General features: G+C 71.2%; 19 protein-coding genes. 12 read left to right on the forward strand and 7 right to left on the reverse strand.

Features of this window, described 5'->3' with window-relative positions:
- Positions 1-26: 26 nt before the first annotated feature.
- The 5 genes from ABZ915_RS18415 (at position 27) to ABZ915_RS18435 (ending at position 7596) form a co-directional block, all read left to right on the forward strand.
- Positions 27-791, forward strand: coding sequence for a DeoR/GlpR family DNA-binding transcription regulator (locus ABZ915_RS18415; protein WP_361803880.1), 765 nt, complete (start codon positions 27-29; stop codon positions 789-791).
- Entirely contained in the window at positions 788-2125 is a 1338-nt protein-coding gene (locus ABZ915_RS18420; protein WP_361803499.1) for a 6-phospho-beta-glucosidase, read from the forward strand. Before ABZ915_RS18415 ends, ABZ915_RS18420 begins: the two co-directional genes overlap by 4 nt.
- 71 nt (positions 2126-2196) lie before the next feature.
- On the forward strand, positions 2197-5298 hold the full coding sequence (locus ABZ915_RS18425) for a glycoside hydrolase family 38 C-terminal domain-containing protein (RefSeq protein ID WP_361803502.1): 3102 nt from the start codon (positions 2197-2199) through the stop codon (positions 5296-5298).
- Positions 5299-5301: 3 nt separating this feature from the next.
- Positions 5302-6552, forward strand: coding sequence for an alpha-L-fucosidase (locus tag ABZ915_RS18430; protein ID WP_361803505.1), 1251 nt, complete (start codon positions 5302-5304; stop codon positions 6550-6552).
- Between the two features lie 153 nt (positions 6553-6705).
- Entirely contained in the window at positions 6706-7596 is an 891-nt protein-coding gene (locus tag ABZ915_RS18435; RefSeq protein ID WP_361803508.1) for a sulfotransferase, read from the forward strand.
- A gap of 9 nt (positions 7597-7605) precedes the next feature.
- On the opposite strand, the gene ABZ915_RS18440 is transcribed toward ABZ915_RS18435, so the two are convergent.
- Both ABZ915_RS18440 and ABZ915_RS18445 read right to left on the reverse strand, forming a co-directional pair.
- On the reverse strand, positions 7606-9291 hold the full coding sequence (locus tag ABZ915_RS18440) for a carbohydrate binding domain-containing protein (RefSeq protein WP_361803511.1): 1686 nt from the start codon (positions 9289-9291) through the stop codon (positions 7606-7608).
- A gap of 199 nt (positions 9292-9490) precedes the next feature.
- Positions 9491-10642 (reverse strand): ATP-grasp domain-containing protein, encoded by a 1152-nt coding sequence (locus ABZ915_RS18445; RefSeq protein ID WP_361803513.1) that lies wholly within the window; start codon positions 10640-10642, stop codon positions 9491-9493.
- A gap of 320 nt (positions 10643-10962) precedes the next feature.
- Between ABZ915_RS18445 and ABZ915_RS18450 the strand changes: the two genes are divergently transcribed.
- Positions 10963-11871: a metallophosphoesterase gene (locus ABZ915_RS18450; protein WP_361803516.1), complete on the forward strand. Its 909-nt coding sequence runs from the start codon at positions 10963-10965 to the stop codon at positions 11869-11871.
- A complete protein-coding gene (locus ABZ915_RS18455) occupies positions 11819-12499 on the forward strand; it encodes a 4'-phosphopantetheinyl transferase superfamily protein (protein WP_361803519.1) in 681 nt (226 codons plus the stop codon). The genes ABZ915_RS18450 and ABZ915_RS18455 overlap by 53 nt, the downstream gene beginning before the upstream one ends.
- 51 nt (positions 12500-12550) lie before the next feature.
- On the opposite strand, the gene ABZ915_RS18460 is transcribed toward ABZ915_RS18455, so the two are convergent.
- From ABZ915_RS18460 to ABZ915_RS18470, 3 genes are all read right to left on the reverse strand, one after another.
- Entirely contained in the window at positions 12551-12778 is a 228-nt protein-coding gene (locus tag ABZ915_RS18460; RefSeq protein ID WP_361803522.1) for a hypothetical protein, read from the reverse strand.
- A 145-nt stretch (positions 12779-12923) separates the two neighbouring features.
- A complete protein-coding gene (locus tag ABZ915_RS18465) occupies positions 12924-13463 on the reverse strand; it encodes a toxin-antitoxin system, toxin component (protein WP_361803883.1) in 540 nt (179 codons plus the stop codon).
- A 52-nt stretch (positions 13464-13515) separates the two neighbouring features.
- Positions 13516-14172 carry a helix-turn-helix transcriptional regulator gene (locus ABZ915_RS18470; protein WP_361803525.1) on the reverse strand — a complete coding sequence of 219 codons (657 nt, stop codon included), beginning with the start codon at positions 14170-14172 and terminating at the stop codon, positions 13516-13518.
- A 235-nt stretch (positions 14173-14407) separates the two neighbouring features.
- On the opposite strand from ABZ915_RS18470, the gene ABZ915_RS18475 reads away from it, so the two are divergent.
- Complete coding sequence (locus ABZ915_RS18475; protein ID WP_361803528.1) at positions 14408-15070, forward strand: hypothetical protein; 663 nt, start codon at positions 14408-14410, stop codon at positions 15068-15070.
- Between the two features lie 57 nt (positions 15071-15127).
- On the opposite strand, the gene ABZ915_RS18480 is transcribed toward ABZ915_RS18475, so the two are convergent.
- On the reverse strand, positions 15128-15910 hold the full coding sequence (locus tag ABZ915_RS18480) for a cache domain-containing protein (protein ID WP_361803531.1): 783 nt from the start codon (positions 15908-15910) through the stop codon (positions 15128-15130).
- Between the two features lie 34 nt (positions 15911-15944).
- Positions 15945-16688 (reverse strand): GntR family transcriptional regulator, encoded by a 744-nt coding sequence (locus ABZ915_RS18485; RefSeq protein WP_361803534.1) that lies wholly within the window; start codon positions 16686-16688, stop codon positions 15945-15947.
- Positions 16689-16795: 107 nt separating this feature from the next.
- Between ABZ915_RS18485 and ABZ915_RS18490 the strand changes: the two genes are divergently transcribed.
- Genes ABZ915_RS18490 through ABZ915_RS18505 form a run of 4 tightly spaced genes read left to right on the forward strand, consistent with a single transcriptional unit; the run spans position 16796 to position 20783 of the window.
- Positions 16796-17833, forward strand: coding sequence for an ABC transporter ATP-binding protein (locus ABZ915_RS18490; RefSeq protein WP_361803537.1), 1038 nt, complete (start codon positions 16796-16798; stop codon positions 17831-17833).
- Positions 17834-17866: 33 nt separating this feature from the next.
- Complete coding sequence (locus tag ABZ915_RS18495) at positions 17867-19057, forward strand: ABC transporter substrate-binding protein (protein WP_361803540.1); 1191 nt, start codon at positions 17867-17869, stop codon at positions 19055-19057.
- Positions 19058-19060: 3 nt separating this feature from the next.
- Positions 19061-19951 (forward strand): ABC transporter permease, encoded by an 891-nt coding sequence (locus tag ABZ915_RS18500; protein WP_361803543.1) that lies wholly within the window; start codon positions 19061-19063, stop codon positions 19949-19951.
- A 16-nt stretch (positions 19952-19967) separates the two neighbouring features.
- Positions 19968-20783: an ABC transporter permease gene (locus tag ABZ915_RS18505; RefSeq protein ID WP_361803546.1), complete on the forward strand. Its 816-nt coding sequence runs from the start codon at positions 19968-19970 to the stop codon at positions 20781-20783.
- The last annotated feature ends 16 nt before the right edge of the window (positions 20784-20799 follow it).

Genomic DNA, 20799 nt, shown 5'->3' on the forward strand with positions numbered 1-20799 from the left:
TGAAGATGACGAGTAGTGTTCACGACGTGCTGGCAGAACGACGACACCAACTCATCCTGCGGGCCCTGCGCTCCGGCGGCCCCGCGGCCGTGACCGATCTCTCCGAGCAGCTCGGTGTGAGCCCGGCCACGATCAGGCGTGACCTGGTCAAACTCGAGGACGACGGCCTGCTCACCCGGGTGCACGGCGGCGCGGTCGCCGAGGAGGGCGACCAGCCCTTCGCCGAGGTCGCCGAGGTGCGCGTGCGGGAGAAGGACGCGATAGCGGAGCACGCCGCGGCGATGGTCAAAGACGGTCAGTCGGTGCTGCTCGACATCGGCACCACCGCCTACCGCCTGGCCCGCCAGCTGCACGGCCGCCGCCTCACCGTGATCACCAGCAACCTGGTGGTCTACGAGGAACTCGCCGACGACGAGGGCATCGAACTGGTGCTGCTCGGCGGCATGGTCCGCCGCGAGTACCGCTCCCTGGTCGGGTTCCTCACCGAGGACAACCTGCGCCAGCTGCACGCCGACTGGCTCTTCCTGGGCACCAGCGGTGTGCGCCCGGGCGGGCAGGTGATGGACACGACGGTCGTCGAGGTGCCGGTGAAGCGGGCCATGATCAAAGCGAGCGGCAAAGTCGTCCTGCTCGCCGACTCGGCCAAGTTCCCGGGTACGGGGATGGCGAAGGTCTGCGGTCCCGAGGACCTGGACGTGGTGGTGACGAACGCGCCGGTCGACCCGGCGACCCGCTCCTCGATGGAGGAGGCGGGCGTCGAGGTGGTCGTGGCAGGAAAGGTGCAAGCGTGAAGCTGACGATTCTGGGCGGCGGCGGGTTTCGTGTGCCGCTCGTGTACGGCGCGCTGCTGTCGGACCGCGCCGAGGGCCGGGTCACCCGGGTCGTGCTGCACGATCTGGACCCCGGGCGGCTGTCGGCGGTGACCCGGGTGCTGGCCGAGCAGGCCGCGGGGGTCCCCGACGCGCCCACGGTGACGGCGACGACCGACCTGGACGAGGCACTGAGCGGCGCCGACTTCGTGTTCTCCGCGATCCGGGTCGGCGGTCTGGAGGGACGGGCGAACGACGAGCGGGTGGCGCTCGCGGAGGGCGTGCTCGGGCAGGAGACGGTCGGCGCGGGCGGGATCGCATACGGTCTGCGAACAGTGCCTACAGTCGTCGACATCGCGCGGCGCGTCGCCCGCCTCGCCCCGGACGCCTGGGTCATCAACTTCACCAACCCGGCCGGCCTGGTCACCGAGGCGATGTCCCGCCACCTCGGCGACCGTGTCATCGGCATCTGCGACTCCCCGGTGGGCCTCGGCCGCCGGATCGCCCGCGTGCTCGGCGCGGACCCGAAGGAGGCGTGGATCGACTACGTCGGCCTCAACCACCTCGGCTGGGTCCGCGGCCTGCGCGTCGCCGGCCGTGACGAACTCCCGCGCCTGCTCGCCGATCCCGACCTGCTCGGCTCCTTCGAGGAGGGCAAGCTCTTCGGCGTCGACTGGCTCCAGTCGCTCGGCGCCGTCCCGAACGAATACCTGCACTACTACTACTACAACCGCGAGGCCGTACGGGCCTATCAGGAGGCCGAGAAGACCCGCGGTGCCTTCCTGCGCGACCAGCAGGGCCATTTCTACGAGCAGATGAAGGACCCGGGGGCGCCGGCCCTGAAGGCCTGGGACCGCACCCGCGCCGAACGCGAGGCCACCTACATGGCCGAGAACCGGGAGACCGCGGGCGCCGGTGAGCGCGACGCCGACGACCTCTCCGGCGGCTACGAGAAGGTGGCCCTCGCCCTCATGCGGGCCATCGCCCGCGACGAACGCACCACCTTGATCCTCAACGTCCGCAACCGCGGCACCCTGTCGGTGCTCGACGCCGAGGCCGTCATCGAGGTCCCGTGCCTGGTCGACGCCAACGGCGCCCACCCGGTCGCCGTCGACCCACTGCCCGACCACGCCACCGGGCTGGTCTGCGCGGTGAAGGCCGTCGAGCGGGAGGTGCTCGCCGCCGCCGAGTCCGGCTCCCGTACGACGGCCGTGAAGGCCTTCGCGCTGCACCCGCTCGTCGACTCCGTGAATGTGGCCCGCAGGCTCGTCGAGGGCTACACCGAGGTGCATCCCGGCCTGGACTACCTCAAGTAGTCTCTCGTCGGAAAGCGCTTTCCCCCGTCTGGCTCGCCCCTCCCAGCCCGCTCCCTCCCTGGAGACCCCTCATGCACGACGAACGCCGCCGGATCGAGGAGCGCGTAGAACGCCTCCACAACCAGCGCATCAAGCCCGCGGTCTACGCGGCCACCGTTCCCTTCGCTGTCGAGGCCTGGCAGGCGCCGGGGGAGCCGGTCCCGTTCGAGGAGGCCGCGGCCGCCCCGTTCAAGCCCTTCGCGATGGACACCCCGTGGGGCCCGCCCTGGGGGACGACCTGGTTCCGGATGCGCGGGCAGGTGCCGGCCGAGTGGGCCGGCCGGCGCGTGGAGGCGGTCATCGACCTGGGTTTCGTGGGCGACTGGCCGGGCAACCAGGCCGAGGCCCTGGTCCACCTCACCGACGGACGGCCGCTGAAGGCGGTCAACCCGCTCAACCAGTACGTGCCGATCGCCAACCCGGCGGCGGGCGGCGAGAGCATCGACTACCTGGTCGAGGCCGCCTCCAACCCCGACATCCTGGCGAACGACTTCGCGGCTCCGACACCGCTCGGCGACGTCCTGACGGCAGGCGACCGTCCACTGTATACATTCCGCCGCGCCGACATCGCCGTCCTCGACGAGGAGGTCTGGCACCTCGACCTCGACATCCAGGTGCTGCGCGAGCTGATGCTGGAGCTCGGCGAGCACGACCCGCGCCGGCACGAGATCATGCACGCGCTGGACCGCTCCCTCGACCTGCTGGACCTGGACGACATCGCGGGCTCGGCGGCGGATGTGCGCGCGGTGCTCCAGCCGGTGCTGGCCAAGCCCGCCCACGCCAGCGCGCACGTGATCTCCGGCGTCGGCCACGCGCACATCGACTCGGCGTGGCTGTGGCCGATCCGCGAGACCAAGCGCAAGACCTCCCGTACCTTCTCCAACGTCACGTCCCTCGCCGACGAGTACGAGGAGTTCGTCTTCGCCTGCTCCCAGGCCCAGCAGTACGAGTGGGTGCGCGACAACTACCCGCACGTCTGGGCCCGGATCCAGGAGTCGGTGAAGAAGGGCCAGTGGGCGCCGGTCGGCGGCATGTGGGTGGAGGCCGACGGCAACCTGCCCGGCGGCGAGGCCATCGCCCGCCAACTCGTCCACGGCAAGCGGTTCTTCATCGAGCACTTCGGCATCGAGACCAAGGGCGTCTGGCTGCCGGACTCCTTCGGCTACACCGCCGCCTACCCGCAGCTCGCCAAGCTCGCGGGCAACGAGTGGTTCCTGACCCAGAAGATCTCCTGGAACCAGACCAACAAGTTCCCCCACCACACCTTCTGGTGGGAGGGCATCGACGGCACCCGCATCTTCACCCACTTCCCGCCGATCGACACCTACAACGCCCGCTTCAGCGGCGAGGAGATGTCCCGCGCCGTGCGCAACTACTCCGAGAAGGGCGGCGCCACCCGGTCCCTCGCCCCGTTCGGCTGGGGCGACGGCGGTGGCGGCCCGACCCGCGAGATCATGGAGCGGGCGCGACGGCTCAAGAACCTGGAGGGCTCCCCGAGGGTCGAGGTCGAACACCCCGACGCGTTCTTCGCCAAGGCCCGCGAGGAGTACCCGGACGCCCCGGTCTGGGTCGGTGAGCTGTACCTGGAGCTGCACCGGGCCACGTACACCTCGCAGGCCCGCACCAAGCAGGGCAACCGACGCAGCGAACACCGGCTGCGCGAGGCGGAGTTGTGGGCGACGACGGCCGCGCTGCACGCCCCGGGCTACGCCTACCCGTACGAGCGGCTGGACCGGCTGTGGAAGACGGTGCTGCTGCACCAGTTCCACGACATCCTCCCGGGATCGTCGATCGCCTGGGTGCACCGCGAGGCGGAGGCCGAGTACGCGCGGGTGGCGGTCGAGCTGGAGGAGCTGACGTGTGAGGCCGTGGCCGCGCTGGGCGGCGGCGGGGTCCGGGTGTTCAACACCAGCCCGTTCGACCGGGCGGAGGTCGTCCGTACGCAAGGCGGTGCACCGGCGTACGTCGAGGTGCCGGCGAGCGGCAGCGCGCCCCTCGGGGTCGCCGAACCGCCGCGGCCGGTGACGGTGAGCGGCCGGGTCCTCGACAACGGGCTGGTACGGGTGGAGGTGGCGGAAGACGGCACGCTGTCGTCTGTATACGATCTTCGTATGCAGCGCGAGGTCCTCGCCGACCGCGGCAACCTCCTCCGCCTGCACACCGACCTCCCCAACTACTGGGACGCCTGGGACATCGACAAGCACTACCAGAACCGCTACACCGACCTGCTCGAACCGGACTCCGTGACGGTCGTCGAGGAGGACCCGCTGCTCGGCGCGATCCGCGTGGAGCGCAGCTTCGGCAAGGGCTCGAAGATCACCCAGACGATCACCCTGCGCGCCGGCAGCCCCCGTATCGACTTCGAGACCGACATCGACTGGCACGAGGCCGAGAAGATCCTCAAGGCGGGCTTCCCCGTCGACATCCGGGCCCCGCACTCCAGCGCGGAGATCCAGTTCGGCCACGTCCAGCGGCCCACCCACACCAACACCAGCTGGGAGGCGGCCCGCTTCGAGGTCTCCGGCCACCGCTGGGTGCACATCGGCGAGCCCGGCTACGGCGTCGCGGTCATCAACGACTCCACCTACGGCCACGACGTCTCCCGCACGGTCCGCGAGGACGGCGGCACGACGACCACGGTCCGCCTCAGCCTGGTCCGCGCCCCGCGCGTCCCGGACCCGGGCGCCGACCAGGGCCGCCACCGTTTCACCTACTCCCTGCTGCCCGGCGCGAGCATCGCCGACGCGGTCGGCGAGGGCTACGCCCTCAACCTCCCCCTGCGCGTGGCCGATTCGGCGGGCACACCCGAACCGGCGCCCGAACCGGCGCCCGAACCGGCGCCCGAACCGGCGCCCGAGCCGGTCGTCTCCGTGGAGGGCGAGGGTGTCACCGTCGAGGCGGTCAAGCTCGCCGACGACGCCTCGGGCGATGTCGTGGTCCGCCTGTACGAGTCCTGCGGCGGGCGTGCCCAGGGTGTGCTGCGCACCGGCTTCCCGCTCGCGGGCGCCCAGGTGACCGACCTGCTGGAACGGCCGCTGGCGGACGCGGACAGGGACGCCGACGGCGCGGTGACCGTCGCCCTGCGGCCCTTCCAGATCCTGACCCTGCGCCTCGGCCGGGCGGAGGTGAGCTGACCCGTGGCCATGCAACCCTGGTTCACCGACGCCAAGTTGGGGATCTTCGTCCACTGGGGCATCTACGCCGTCGACGGCGTCCAGGAGTCGTGGTCCTTCTACGACGACATCGTGCCGTACGACCGGTACATGTCCCAGCTCGGCCGTTTCACCGGCGCGCACTACGACCCGCGCGCGTGGGCCGGTCTGTTCGCCCGCGCGGGCGCCAGGTACGCCGTCCTGACCAGCCGGCACCACGACGGTGTCGCCCTGTGGGACACCGCGTACGGCGACCTCAACCTGGGCCGCGACTACATCTCGGGGTACGCCGACGCCCTGCGCGAGCAGGGTCTGAAGGTCGGTCTCTACTACTCGCACTCCGACTGGAGCCACCCCGACTACGCCACCACCCGCAAGCCGGGCCGTCCACCGGAGATGGAGGACAACCGGTACTCCGAGTGCTCGGCCGAGGACGAGGACCTCGACGCCTGGGAGAGGTTCATCGCCTACCGGGACGGCCAGATCCGTGAACTGGCCTCCCGCTACCGGCCCGACCTGATGTGGTTCGACGGCGAGTGGGACCGCAGCGAGGAGCAGTGGCGCATCAAGGAACTCGCCGCGCTCGTCCGCTCCTACGTCCCGCACGTCGTCTTCAACGCCCGCATGCTCAGCGAGGGCGACTACGCCACCCCCGAGCAGGGCGCCCCCATCGTGCCGCCGGACGGCCCCTGGGAGCTGTGCCTGACGATCAACGACTCGTGGGGGTACCAGCACCACGACCACAACCACAAGTCGCTCGCGCAGCTGATCCGGTACTTCACCGAGACCATCGGCGGGGGCGGCAACCTGCTGCTCAGCGTCGGGCCGATGGAGGACGGCACCATCCCGCAGCCGCAGGCCGAGCGGCTCGAAGGCCTGGGGGAGTGGATCCGCAGGCACGCCGAGGCCGTGTACGGGACGGTGCGCGGGCTGCCCGCCGGGCACCACTACGGGCCCAGCACCCTCTCCGCGGACCGTCGCACCCTCTATCTGACCCTGTTCGACGCGCCGCGCGCCGAGATCGGCGTCCGGGGACTCGCCACACCGGTCCGCAGGGTGACTGTGCTCGGCACCGGTACCGAGCTCGGCCACCGGGTCGTCGGCGGGCTGCACGAGGCCGTCGGCGTGCTGTGGATCGACCCGCCCGCCGCGTCCGACCTCGATCCGTACGCCACCGTGCTCGCCGTCGAACTCGACGGGGAACTGGAGCTGTACCGGGGGGCGGGCCGGTTCTGAACCGGCATTCCCATCAAGAATTAAGGAAGCGGTAAAGCCCCTGGTCGCGGCGGTGTTTCCGGCCGCCGTGACCAGGGGTGTTCGCTTCCGCGACACCTGGGGTTCGCCCGCCGCCCCTGAGATGCGGGCGAACGGCGAGAGAAAGGTGTCAGCGTGCGTGAGCCGCGTATGTCCGCGATCGGTAAGGGACCGAGGCGTCGAGGACGGCTGGTGGCGCGGGCGGTGAGCCCGCCGCGCCGGAACCTGGACGCCGTACCGTCACCGCGCACCGCGCCGGGGGCCTCGTACGCCGCGCCGCGGGCTCCCCGCCTGGTGCGGTCGCCGGTCTTCGTCCTGTCCTCCGTGCGCTCCGGCTCGACGCCGCTGCGGGTCCTGCTCAACAGCCACAGCCGTGTCCGCGCCCCGCACGAGATGCATCTGCGCACCCTGCACGTCAACCTCTCCCGCGAGTTCACGGCGGACGCCATGCAGGCGCGCGAACTCGACAAGGAGGAGCTGGAACACGTGCTGTGGGACCGGGTGCTGCACCTGGAACTCGCCCGCAGCGGCAAGGACGTCATCGTCGACAAGACACCGCCCAACACCCTCGTCTGGCCGCGGCTGCACCGATGTTGGCCCGACGCGCGTTACATCCTGCTGCTGCGCCACCCCGGTGCGGTCGTCGCGTCCCTGACGGACCGCCGCAGACATCCCGACCCTGCGGCCGTACACGCCGAAGTCCTCGGCTACGCGGAGAAGCTGGAGGAGGCGCGGAACAGCCTCGACGTCCATGTGGTGCGGTACGAGGACCTCACCGCCGAGCCGGAGCGGACCACGCGCGGCCTGTGCGCGTACCCCGGCGTCGAGTGGGAGAGCGGCATGCTCGACTACGGCACCAAGGACCACGGCGCCTTCCGTCCGCAGCTCGGCGACTGGTCGCCGGCCATCAGGTCGGGCCGTATCCAGGCGGCCCGCCGCGCCGACCCGACGGCCGAACTGCCGCCGCGGCTCGCGGACATCGCGAGGGCGTGGGGGTACCCGGTCGGGGCACCCCCACGCCGCTGACGGCACGGCTCAGCCGGTGAAGCCGGCCGTGATCGAGGTGAACTGCCAGTTGTTCTGGCTGATGCCGGAGCAGTTGCTCACCACGCCGCCGCCCGCGCACGGCCGGTCACGGTTGACCGCCCAGAAGGCGAGCCGGGCGATGTGGTGGGAGTTCGCCCAGTCCCGGATCTGGGTCCAGATCGCCGGGGTGGTGTTCTCCTGCTGGTCCGACAGGCCGTTCATGCCGGAGATGCCGATGTGGGAGTAGGCGGTGGCGTCGTCCCACCCGAAGGTCGACTTCAGCTTGGTCTTCAGGCCCTCGGCGGCGTTGACGGTGTTGCCGTACATGTCGGAGCCGCCGCCGAAGTCGAACGGCATGATCGTGAAGACGTCGATGTTCGCGCCGAGCGACTGCGCCTGCTCGATGAGGCGGTTGCCGTAGTAGGTCGGGCCGGTGGTAGACGTGCCGAAGGTGACGATCGTCTTCAGACCGGGGTTGTTGGCCTTGACGGTCTTCAGCGCGGTGAGGATCTTCGCCTGCACGGCCTCGTTCTCGAACTCGTCCGAGTTCTCGATGTCCATGTCGATCGCCTTCAGGGAGTAGGCGTCGATCACCTTCTGCAGGGCCCCGGAAAGCGCGCTCGCGGAGGAGCAGTTGGCGCCGAGCTTGCTGCCCTGCCAGCCGCCGAACGACGGGACGATGTCACCGCCGGCGGAGCGGACGGCGTTGATGGCGCTCTGGTCGGCGCCGCCGGTGAGCGGCCGGCTGCCGTCCCAGGCGGGGGTACAGCCGCCGGAGTCCAGCACGAAGGCCATCGTGAACCACTTGATGCCGGTCGCGCTCATCACCGTGCTCGGGCTCGGGGGATCGCCCCAGCCCTCGTACAGATAGGGCGCGGCCTGCTTGAAGCCGGTGCCGCCGCCGGTGCCCGCATCGGTCGTGACGGACACGGAGCTGGAGGCCGCGGAGGTGTTCCCGGCGGCGTCCCGCGCCTTCACGGTGAAGGTGTACGAGGTGCTGGGCGACAGGCCGCTGACCGTGGCGGACGTACCGGACACGCTGAGGACCTGGCTCGAGCCGCTGTAGATGTCGTACGCGGTCACGCCCACGTTGTCCGAGGAGGCGTTCCACTTCAGCGACACGCTCGAGGAGGTCTTGCCCGTGGAGCTCAGCCCGGTGGGCACGGTCGGCGCCTGGGTGTCCGAACCGCCGCCCCCGCCCGGCCCGTCCAGGCTGATGTCGTCGGCGTAGTAGGTGCCCTGCGCGTACCAGCCGTGGACGTAGATCGTGGCGCTGGTCTGGGAGGCGCCGGTGGTGAAGGACACCGACAGCTGACTGTAGGCGGACGGGGACGTCGTCCAGGTGGAGGCGCCGCCGTTCACGCCGAGGTAGACGTAACTGCCGCGTACCCAGCCGCTGAGGCTGTACGTCGTGTTCGGCTGGACGGAGACGGTCTGGCTGCACTGGGCGTTGTCGCTCGAACTCACCGCCCCGGCCAGGGCCTTGGAGCCGCCGTGCACGGGGGAGGAGACGACCGAGCCGAGGTTTCCGGTGCAGGTCCAGGGGGAGAGGCCGCCCGATTCGAAGCCCGGGTTGGTGAGGACGTTGGCCGCGTGGGCGGTGCCGGGTAGGGCGATGGCCCCGGCGAGGGCCAGGGCAGCGGAGCCGAGCAGGGCGAGGAGACGGCGTCTGGAACGCCGGAGTGTGTTGCGCACGCGATCTCCCTGAAGTGGTGGGGTGTTCGGGAGTGCACGAAGGTGTGCGGGGAGTGCGGGGAGTGCGGAAAGCGATGCGCAACCAAGTTGGTATGGACCAATCATGGTGTCAAGGGGCTACGCCATGATTGGTCCAGACCGGTGGGGGTGAGTCGGGGCTTTCGTACGGCAGGGCGGCAGGGTGGCGGGCCGGCAGGGCCTAGGCCGGGGCGGTGGCCGCCGCGGCGGCATCCGCTTGTGCAGCGACGCCGGTGGCCGGTTCGGTCGCGGGGGCGGGCATCGCCGGCAGCAGTACCCCGGGCTCCTGCGTACGCTGCCGCGGCAGCGACACCGGGCGCAGCGGACGCGGCCCGGACACCACCGCGTAGTCCTGGCCCAGGAACGGCGGCTCGAACTCGCCCGGGTCCTCGCCGAGCGCCAACTGCACCGCCGCCCAGGGGGCGTTGATCCCGCACAGGGACAGCTGGTGCAGGCCGCCGGCCGGGCGCGTGTTGACGTCGAGCAGCACCGGCTGCTCGCCGAACATCCGGAACTGGATGTTGGACAGGTAGTGCAGCCCGAAACCTCCCGCGATCAGCCGCGCGGGCGCCAGCCACCGCTCGTCGAGGGTGAAGCCGCGGCGACGGCCGTTCTTGGTGCGGCCCACCGCCAGCCGGACCCGGTTGTCGGGGCCGGTCAGGCAGTCCACCGACACCTCCGGCTCCGACAGGCGCGGCATCACCAGCCAGTCGACCGGCTCGTCGGCCTCCCGTACCGCCGTCAGCACCATGTCCAAGGGCACGTACGGCCCCGGAAAGCCGCTCAGATGCGTGAGCGAGAAGGGCGCACGCGTGATCACCCGGAAGCCCACCCCGCCCGCACCGGCGGCCGGCTTGAAGCACGCCTTGTGCCCGTCCGCCTCCAACTCCTCGACGGCGGCCAGGAGTTCGTCCGCCGTGCGTACCCGTCGCCACGGCGGCACCGGCACGCCGACCGAGCCCATCGCCTCGTACGCGGTCGCCTTGTCCTCGAACACGGCGACCGCCTCGGGCGTCGGCGCCAGCAGCGCCGTACCGGCCGCGGCGAAGTCGGCGCGGTGCGCCACGATCGCCGCCTGGTGCAGGCGCGGCACGAACACGTCGATGCCGCGCCGTGCGCACTGGTCCAGGGCGTACTCGACGTACCCGGCCGGGGACAGGCCCTCCGGCTCCAGGTCCGCGGTGTCGGCCGCGGCCAGCACGGGGGAGTCGGGGTCGCCGTGCGTGGCATGGATCTCGACCGCCCGGTCGCTGGGATTTCTCCGCAGCTGATCCATGAAGAACACGTTCTCCGCGTACGTGCGGTTGAGCCAGACGCGTACGCGAGAGAGCATGCAGGCCGCCTTTCGGGGTTTTCGGGCAGGGCTCAGCGGCCCGTGCCCGGGCAGGGTGGATGGAGGGACACCGAACCGCCCTGCGCGAAGGGCCATCGTGGCGGTGGTGTTGGGGCGATCATACGGCTTTCAATCGGTCCGGCGTACAACGCGAGTGTTACGGATTCGCCGGTCCTGCCAACCCGTCCGGCCGCTACTGTGAAACGGGAGTTCGAGAAACAGGCGTTCGGGGCGTGTTCTCGTACTGTCGCGGATTGTTCTTGTCCGGTGACCTCGAATGTGTTCTCGTGGTGTGACTGACATGATCGGAAGGGGCCAGGGTGGAGTCGACGGCCGGCGGGGCCGGGCAGTTACTGGCCATCAGCGACCTGCACATCGGGTACCCCGAGAACCGCGCGCTCGTCGAACAGATGCGCCCCGACTCGGACGAGGACTGGCTGATCGTGGCGGGCGACGTGGCCGAGACCGTCGCCGACATCCGCTGGGTCCTGGAGACCTTCGCCGGCCGCTTCCGCAAGGTCCTGTGGTCCCCCGGCAACCACGACCTGTGGACCCACCCCCGTGAGACCGTCCCCCTGCGCGGCGTCCCCCGCTACGAGCACATCGTCGAGGTGTGCCGCGAGCTGGGCGTGACGACGCCCGAGGACCCCTACCCCGTGTGGCACGGCCCCGGCGGCCCGGTGGTCGTCGCACCGCTGTTCCTGCTGTACGACTACTCCTTGCTGCCCGACGGGTGCGCCACCAAGGAGGAGGGCCTCGCCTACGCGCACGGCACCGGCATCGTGTGCAACGACGAGTACCTGCTGCACCCCGACCCCTACCCCAGCCGCGAGGCCTGGTGCCGCGCCCGGGTCGCCGCGACGGAACGCAGGCTGGCGGCGCTTCCCGAGGACCTGCCCACCGTCCTGATCAACCACTACCCGCTGGACCGCCACCCGATGGACGTCCTGTGGCACCCCGAGTTCGCCATGTGGTGCGGCACCGCGCTCACCGCCGACTGGCACCGCAGATTCCGCGTCGCCGCCATGGTCTACGGTCATCTGCACATCCCGCGGACGACCTGGCTCGACGGCGTCCGCTTCGAAGAGGTGTCCGTGGGATACCCCCGCGAGTGGCGCAAGCGCCCGGAACCACCGGGAAGGCTGCGCCGCATTCTGCCGATGGAGGTCGGATCCGGTGATCGAGGAGCTGCTTCCGGACTCGGTCGTGGCCGTGGAAGCGCACGGTGACGACGGACTCCGGGACGCCCCGCTCTACCCCGAGGAAGCGGCACTCATGACCCGGGCGGTGGCCAAGCGCCGCCGCGAGTTCTCCACCGTGCGCGCCTGCGCCCGGCTCGCCATGGAGAAGCTCGGCGTACCCGCGCAGCCCGTGCTGACCGGCGAGAGCGGCGCGCCGCGCTGGCCGGACGGGCTGGTCGGCAGCATGACCCACAGCGAGGACTACTGCGCCGCCGCCCTCGCCCGCGCCGCCGACCTGGCCTCCCTCGGCATCGACGCCGAACCGCACGAGGTGCTGCCGGAGGAGGTCGTCTCCTACGTGTTCCTGCCCGCCGAGTCCGACCGTCTGCGCCGGCTCGCCGAGGAACGGCCCGAGGTGCACTGGGACCGGATCCTGTTCAGCGCGAAGGAGTCCGTCTACAAGGCCTGGTTCCCGCTCACCGGCCAGTGGCTGGACTTCTCCGAGGCCGACATCGAGATCGTCCCCGAGCCCGGCCCGGCCCCGCAGGGCCGTCTGCACGCCGAACTCCTCGTGCCGGGGCCGTGGGTGGGCGGCCGTCGCCTCGGCCGGTTCGAGGGGCGCTGGAGCATCCGGCGAGGCGTGGTCACCACGGCGGTCGTGGTGCCGCATTCCTGAGCGGGGTGCGCCGGGGGCGCCGGCCGTGCGGCCGGCGCCGGACCGGGGCCGTCAGGACGGAGGGCACCAGTCGTGCAGCAGCCGGAAGAACTGCTCCTCGTTGCCCGCGAGTCCGGCGTCCGAGAGCGCCTGCTCGGCCTCGGCGAGCACGGCGGGCGGGACCACGACCGGACGGACTCGGCCGGGTGGGCCGTCCAGGGCGGCGCGCACGGTGTGCAGCAAGCGCAGATAGGCCTGGACGGCGGCACGCTCGCGGTCGGTCAGTACGGCGGTGGGCATCGGTCGGCTCTCCCCGTCGGGCGTCACGGTCACGCACTTGGCAGCGCGTACGCCGCACAGGCCGGCGGCGTACCTCCAGCTTGCCGTCCACCACTGACAACGCCGCCCCACCGCGGGTCCGGCCCCGCCGTTTCGTACCGCGTGGTCAGCCCTGCGGCCCGAGATACCCCAGTGACGCCTCGATGCGGCCCGCCACGTCGTCCCGCTGCACGGGGCCGCGCAGCGAGGAACCGGCGAGCCAGGTGCGGCACTTGCTGGCCAGGAGCAGTCCGAAGGCCTCGGCCTCCCGCTCCTCGGCCAGGTCGAAGCGGGTCCGGGCGGCCACCTTGCGCACGGTGGCCTCGAAGGTCCGCTGGTCCGGGGCGTCGTCCAGCAGCCGCGCGGCCACCCCCACGCCGTCGACGTGGTGGCCGCTGTGGTCGGCCTGCATGTGCCACAGCTCGTGCCCGAGGATGACGAGCTGGTGGTCGGGCGCGGTGCGTTCCTCGACGACGATCAGGTCACGGTCGGCCATGTCGAGCCACAGCCCGCTGGCGGTGCCGGGCGGGAAGCCGGCCGCCCGGAACACCACGGGCCGGCCGCGGCGGCGGCTCATCGCGTCGCACAGGGCCGTGTACAGGTCGTGCGGCCGCGCCGGTGCGGGAAGGGTCAGCTCGGTGACCAACTCGCCGCACAGGCGGCGCATCTCCCTGGCGATGCCCACTCTTCTCCCTCGGTTCACGACTGGTCACGACTGCTCACGGCTCAGGGCGCTTGACGCTCTCCAGGAGCATGTCCAGCCACTCCGCGACCTTGTCGCGGTGCTGGTCGGTGGGCAGCTGTGCGGCCCGCCAGGCGATCCCCCGGACACCGTGGTCCTGCAACAGCCGCTCCAGCGGATCCTCGGCGGCCTCGGCCGCCGCCCGCTCGCGGCCGGCGAGCTTCTGCAGCAGCTCCTGCTCGGTGCGCTGCAACGTACCCGCGAGGGCCTCGGGGTCCTCCGCCGTGAGGAAGCCGGCGTGCACCCGGAAGAAGCGCTGCAACGCGTCGCAGTGCTCCATCGTGGGACGCCGGTCACCGTTGATCAGAGCGCCCGCCTGCTGCCGGGACATGCCCGCGCCGTCGGCGATCTCCTGCTGGGTGTACTTCCGCCCGTTCGTCTTCAGCCGGGTGCGGCGCAGCAGGTCCAGGCGTTGCAGGAACCGTGCCTGCACATCGCGCTCGCCCGCGGGCCGGCCGCCGAGCAGGGCCCCGACCACGGGCTCGGGGACGCCGCAGCCGACGGAGAGCCGTCTGACGTCGAAGACCTCCGCGTGCGGTACACCGAGCCGGTCGGCGAGCGCGGTGACGCGGGCGACGACGGCCGGCAGCCGGTCGGTCGCCGTGGCGCCCGGATCCTCGTAGCCATCCGTCACCGACAGATCTCCTACGTCTCTCAGAGGCTCTACACGAGGCTCATCACAAACGGTTGCCGTGAACTTCCCGGAGAGTAGCGGGTGGTTCGAACTCACATCCAGGTCTCGCCACAACTGTGGCCAATTTCAGCCGTCAACAGGCATGAAATGCCACGATAGTTGACATCACTCTTCTCGGGGCAGCAGGATCAGGGCGCCGCGTGAAGGCCGCATAGGCAAGAGGGGTGACCTCCCGATGGCACATCAGGCAGGAGGGCAGCGGCCGGCGCCGCGGCCCGTCCCCGAGGGTCTCGAGGCCCAGGCGTACCTCCAGGACTACGCCGCGCTGCTCCAAGCCGGTCCCTTCCCGTCCTTCGTCGTGGACCACCGCTGGGACGTCGTCCTGGCCAACAGCGCCTTCGAGACACTTTTCCGGGGCGTCGGCCCGCATCCGACGGCCATGCCGGGCGACAACTTCCTGAGGTTCGTCCTGTTCCACCCGGACGCCGCCACGGTCCTCGGCGAGCACGAACCGAGCTGGTGCCTGCCGATGCTGGCGCACTTCAAGGCCGCCTGGGAGCTCGGCGCCCACGACCACGGGCTGCAGGCGATCCGCCGGGACATCGCCCAGGACCCCCTCATGGAGGCCGCCTTCCGGCAGGGCCTGCCGCACTGGATCCGCGCCGTCGGCGAGGACGCCGGCGAGCCCGACGGCGCCGTCCGCCCGCTGCTGCACCCCGACCCGCGCTGGGGCGCCACCGAGTGCCGGATCGTCGTCGAGACCCCGAGGACCCTTCAGGCCCTCGGCTACACCCGCCTCACCCTGGTGCTGCGCGACCCCCGCCGCCCCGCCGCGGCCCCGCGCCGTGCCCGCGCCGGGGCGAGCCATCTGACCGTCGTCCCCGCACCGGAGGCCTGACCCGGCACCGTCGGCGTTCAGGTCGCCGACGGCGCCGGGCCGGACACCCGCGAGGCCTCATCCCGCCCCCACCACCAGGACCAGCGGCACGCCCCGGCAGGGCACCAGCCGCGAGCCGCCGAGCGTCTGCGTCCGCGCCCGCCCCAGTACGGCGGCGAAGTCCGGCCCCTTCGTGAGCGACCCGGCGAGGTGTGCCGGATCCGCGGAGGCCGCCACCCGGCCCCGGGCGTTGACCAGGTGGGCGGGCCCGGGGAGCCGGCGCAGCAGGGGCAGTACGGCCGCCTCGAAGTGCCGCAGGTAGACATCCGCCGCGGCCACCCCCGCGAACCGGCCCGCCACCGTCACCGGCGCGGACAGCGTCAGGCTGTACTCGTCGGAGCAGAGGTAGTCCACGTACGGCCCGGCCACCGCCCGCCGCCCGGTGTCGCGGGGCAGGGCGAACCAGTCCCAGTGCGTGTAGTCCGAGTACGCCGACCGGTCCGGGTCGAGCTCGGGCAGCAGCGGTCGTACGTCCCCCTCGGCGTTCGTCTGCCACCACTCCAGCCACGCCGGCACATCCGCGAGCAGCCCGGGCGCCGCGACGAAACCGACCCCGGAGACCAACTCGCCCCGGGTCAGCCGCAGATGCAGTCCCGGGCGCAGCGCCGCGAGGTCGGCGGTGGCGGGCCGGCGCCCCTCGGCGGCGACCCGCGCCAGCAGCGCGGCCGTGTCGGCACGGGTCTGCGCGACGGCGTCGAACACCGCCTCCAGCCACCGGCCCACCTGTGCGGACACGTGTTCCTCGGCGGTGCCGGCCGGTGTCGTGGCCGCCGCGCCGGCGAGGCCGGGGCTCTGGCTCATGGCGCACTCCAGCGGACGGGACCGGACGGCCGCCCTACAGGCTCATGCGCAGGGCGATGAGCCGCGCCGCCGAGTCCTGGACGCACCGTTCGGCCAGCGTGCGGGCCGTTTCGTGGGCCCCATCCTGCACGGCCGAGATCACGGACCGGTGACGGTCCGCCACTTCTTCACGATATGCGTCGTCGCCGAACACGAGACACAGCAGTGCCCCGATCTCCCTCTGGAGCGCGACCTGCTCCCGGGTGAGCCGCGCCGACTGCGCGGCAGCCGCCAGCTCCACGTGGAACCTGCCGTACACCCGGCTGCGTGCCGCCGCGTTCTCGGCGCTGGCCAACTCCTGGGCCGTACGGCGCAGTTGTGCGAGGTCGCCGGATTCCGTGCGGTCGGCCGCGAGCCGGGCCGCGGTGCCGGACAGGGCGGCCCAGTGGTCGCCGAGGTCACGCAGTTCCTCGGTGCTCCAGCCGCGCAGCCGGACCCTGAGGCGTTCCTCGCCCGGGACGTCGGGCAGCGAGACGAAGCTGCCGCCGCCGCGGCCCCGGCGGGTGGTGACCAGGCCCTGCTGCCGCAGCGCCATGAGCGCCTCCCGCAGGGTCACCGTGGACACGCCGAGCCGCCCGGCCAGCTCGCTCTCGCCGGGCAGCTGCTCGCCGTCGGCGAGCAGTCCGAGCTCTATGGCGTCGCCCAGCCGGTGGACGACCGCCTCGACGCGCGCCCGGTTGTCGACCGGCGCGAAGACGGCTCTGCGGGCCCCGCCGTCAGTCGGTTGCTTCACGGCCACCACCTTGCACGTTGACTCAAGCTTTACCCTAACGGGGACTTGAGCTTTGAACTATGACTTCATATGTTTCCCGACAACGTAAGCGAGCGCCAGAAAGGTTCCCGCACATGGAGGGAAGCGCGATCCGGTTGCAGGGCCTGGCGAAGTCCTTCGGGGAGACGACCGCCGTGGCCGGGGTCGACCTGGAGATCGGGGACGGGGAGTTCTTCTCCATGCTCGGCCCCTCCGGCTCGGGCAAGACGACCGTCCTGCGTCTGATCGCCGGCTTCGAGACCCCCACCGAGGGCCGGGTCGAACTCGCCGGGCGGGACGTCACCCGGCTCGCCCCCTTCGAGCGGGACGTGCACACCGTCTTCCAGGACTACGCCCTCTTCCCGCACATGACCGTCGAGCAGAACGTCGCCTACGGCCTCAAGGTCCGGGGGGTGCCCAAGGCCGAGCGTCTCGTCCGTGCCCGCGAGGCGCTCGCCGAGGTCCGTCTCGACGGCTACGGCACACGGCGCCCGGACCGGCTCTCCGGCGGCCAGCGCCAGCGCGTCGCCCTCGCCCGCGCCCTGGTGGGCCGCCCTCGCGTGCTGCTGCTCGACGAACCGCTCGGCGCCCTCGACCTCAAGCTGCGCGAGCAGATGCAGGTCGAGCTCAAGGCGCTCCAGCGCGAGGTCGGCATCACCTTCGTCTTCGTCACCCACGACCAGGAGGAGGCCCTGACGATGAGCGACCGCATCGCCGTCTTCCACCAGGGCCGCATCGAACAGGTCGGCACCCCGGCCGAGATCTACGAGCGCCCCGCGACCGGCTTCGTCGCCTCCTTCGTGGGCACCTCCAACCTGCTCGCCGGCGAGTCCGCCCGGCGCATCACCGGCACCCCGGGCACCTACAGCGTCCGCCCCGAGAAGATCCGCGTGCTGAAGGAGTCCGCCGACGTGGACGGACCCGGCCACGCGAGCGCCACCGGCACCGTCGCCGAGGTCGTCTACCTGGGCGACAGCACCCGCTTCCTGGTCGACCTCGACGCCGGCGGCCGCCTCACCGCGCTCCAGCAGAACCTGGAGACCTCCGCCGAGGACGTCGCCGCCTACCGCGGCAGACGGGTCCGCCTCCAATGGCACCGCCGTCACACCGTCCAGGTCCCGGACGCCCACTGACCGTTCCTCACACAGTCACACAGGGAGTACGTCGTGCGCCTCACCCGAACCCTTCAGGTGACGGCAGCCGCCGCGCTGCTCGTCGCCGCCACCGCCTGCGGCTCCTCCGGCGGCTCCTCGTCCGGCGGCCTCAACCCGCCCGACCTCAAGGCGCAGTCCGAGATCGGCAGGACCGAGGGCCAGGTCGACCTGATCGCCTGGGCCGGCTATGTCGAGGACGGGTCCAACGACCCCAAGGCCGACTGGGTCAGCGGCTTCGAGAAACAAACCGGCTGTCAGGTCCACTCCAAGGTCGCGGCCAGCTCCGACGAGATGGTCAAACTGATGAAGACCGGCGAGTACGACGCCGTCTCCGCCTCCGGCGACGCGTCCCTGCGCCTCATCGCCTCCGGCGACGCGGCCCCCGTCAACACCTCCCTCGTGCCCAACTACAAGGACGTGTTCAGCGGCCTGAAGAACGGCGCCTGGAACTCGGTGGACGGCAGGATGTACGGCATCCCGCACGGCCGCGGCGCCAACCTGCTGATGTACAACACCGAGAAGGTGACCCCCGCGCCCACCTCCTGGTCGGCCGTGTTCGACGACGCGGCGAAGTACAAGGGCCACGTCACCGCGTACGACTCGCCGATCTACATCGCCGACGCGGCGCTCTACCTCAAGGCCACCAGGCCCGGACTGAAGATCAAGAACCCGTACGCGCTCGACCAGAAGCAGTTCGACGCCGCCGTGGCCCTGCTGAAGAAGCAGAACGCCAGCATCGGCGAGTACTGGAGCGACTACCTCAAGGAGATCTCCGCCTTCAAGAGCGGTGACTCGGTCGTCGGCACCACCTGGCAGGTCATCGCCGGCCTCGCCGCCTCCGAGGGGGCGAAGGTCAAGGCCTTCGTGCCGAAGGAGGGCTCGACCGGCTGGTCCGACACCTGGATGGTGTATGCGAAAGCCAAGCATCCGAATTGTGCATACAAATGGCTGAACTGGATCGTCTCCCCGAAGGTCAACGCCCAGGTCGCCGAGTACTTCGGCGAGGCACCGGCCAACGCCAAGGCGTGCGCGGAGACCAGCGACAAGAACTTCTGCGCCACCTACCACGCCGGCGACGAGAGCTACTGGAAGAACATCGCCTTCTGGAACACGCCCATCGAGCAGTGCCTCGACGGCCGAACGGACGTCACGTGCGTGCCGTACGCCAAGTGGGTCCAGGCCTGGACCGAGATCAAGGGCTGAGCCATGACCACACAGGCGCAGGCCGCCGGGCGGGGGACCGTCCGGCGGCTCGCCGGGACACTGCACCGCCGGCCCCGGCTCAGGCTGACCCTGCTGCTCACCGCCCCGCTGCTGTGGCTGGCCGTGCTCTACCTCGGCTCGCTGAGCGTCCTGTTCGTCTCCGCGTTCTGGACGACCGACTCCTTCACCTCCGAGGTGGTGAAGGTCTTCTCGACCGACAACTTCCACGCGCTGCTGACCACCCCCGTCTACCGGCAGGTGATCCTGCGCAGCGTGGGCGTGGCCCTCGCGGTCACCGTCCTGTGCGCGGTGATCGCCTTCCCGCTCGCCTTCTACACCGCCCGGGTGGCGGGGCCCGAGTGGCGGCCGCTGCTCGTCGTCGCCATCCTCACCCCGCTGTGGGCGAGTTACCTGGTCAAGGTGTACGCCTGGCGGCTGATCCTCTCCGAGGGCGGGCTCGCCGACTGGGTGCTGAAGCCGTTCGGCCTGAGCGGTCCCGGCTTCGGGCTGCCGGCGGCCGTACTGACGCTCACCTACCTCTGGCTGCCGTACATGATCCTGCCGATCCACACGGCCCTCGTACAGCTGCCCGCGGGCCTGCTGGACGCCTCCGCCGACCTCGGGGCGCGTCCGGGGCGCACCTTCCGGTCGGTCGTCCTGCCGATGGTGCTGCCGTCGGTGGCCGCCGGGTCCGTCTTCACCTTCTCGCTCAGCCTCGGCGACTACATCACCGTGCAGATCGTCGGCGGCAAGACCCAGCTGATCGGCAATCTCGTCTACTCCAACATCGAACTCAACCTGCCCATGGCCGCCGCGCTCGGCACGGTCCCGGTCGTCGTGATCGTGCTGTACCTGCTGGCGATGCGCCGCACGGGCGCGCTCAGCAGCCTCTAGAGAGGTGTTCGTCCGTATGCAGCTCTCGCGTTCCGCGCGCATCGCGCTGCGCGTCGCCGCCGGTTTCGGCTTCGCCGTGATCTACGTGCCGTTGCTGCTGGTCCTCGTCAACTCCCTGAACCCGGACCGCAGCGCGAGCTGGCCGCCGCCCGGTCTTACCGCGCACTGGTGGTCGGTCGCCTGGGAGAACGCGGGCGCGCGCGAGGCGCTGTGGGTGTCGGTGAAGGCCGGCCTCGGCGCCACCGCCGTCGCCCTCGTCCTCGGCACGCTGATCGCGTTCGCGGTGGCCCGGTACCGCTTCTTCGGCCGGGACGCCGTCTCCTTCGTCGTCGTCCTGCCGATCGCGCTGCCCGGTATCGTCACCGGCATCGCCCTCAACTCCGCCTTCGGCACGGTCCTCGCGCCGCTGGGGATCGGCCTCGGCCTGTTCACCGTGATCGTCGGCCACGCCACCTTCTGCATCGTGGTGGTCTTCAACAACGTCGTCGCCCGGCTGCGCCGCACCTCCGGCTCGTACGAGGAGGCGGCCATGGACCTGGGCGCGAACACCTTCCGCGCCTTCGTGGACGTCACCTTCCCGCTGGTGCGCTCGGCGCTGTTCGCGGGCGGGCTGCTCGCGTTCGCGCTGTCCTTCGACGAGATCGTGGTGACCACCTTCACCGCCGGGCCCGGCATCGAGACGCTGCCCATCTGGATCTTCGAGAACATGACCCGGCCGCAGCAGGCACCGGTCGTGAACGTGGTGGCGGCGGTCCTCGTGCTGCTGTCCGTCGTGCCGATCTACGTCGCTCAGCGGCTGTCGGCGGACACGGCGACCGGGAGCAGGGTCTGAACCCGATTTACGCAAG

The sequence above is a fragment of the Streptomyces sp. NPDC046915 genome (genome assembly GCF_040644935.1).
Taxonomy (GTDB): domain Bacteria; phylum Actinomycetota; class Actinomycetes; order Streptomycetales; family Streptomycetaceae; genus Streptomyces.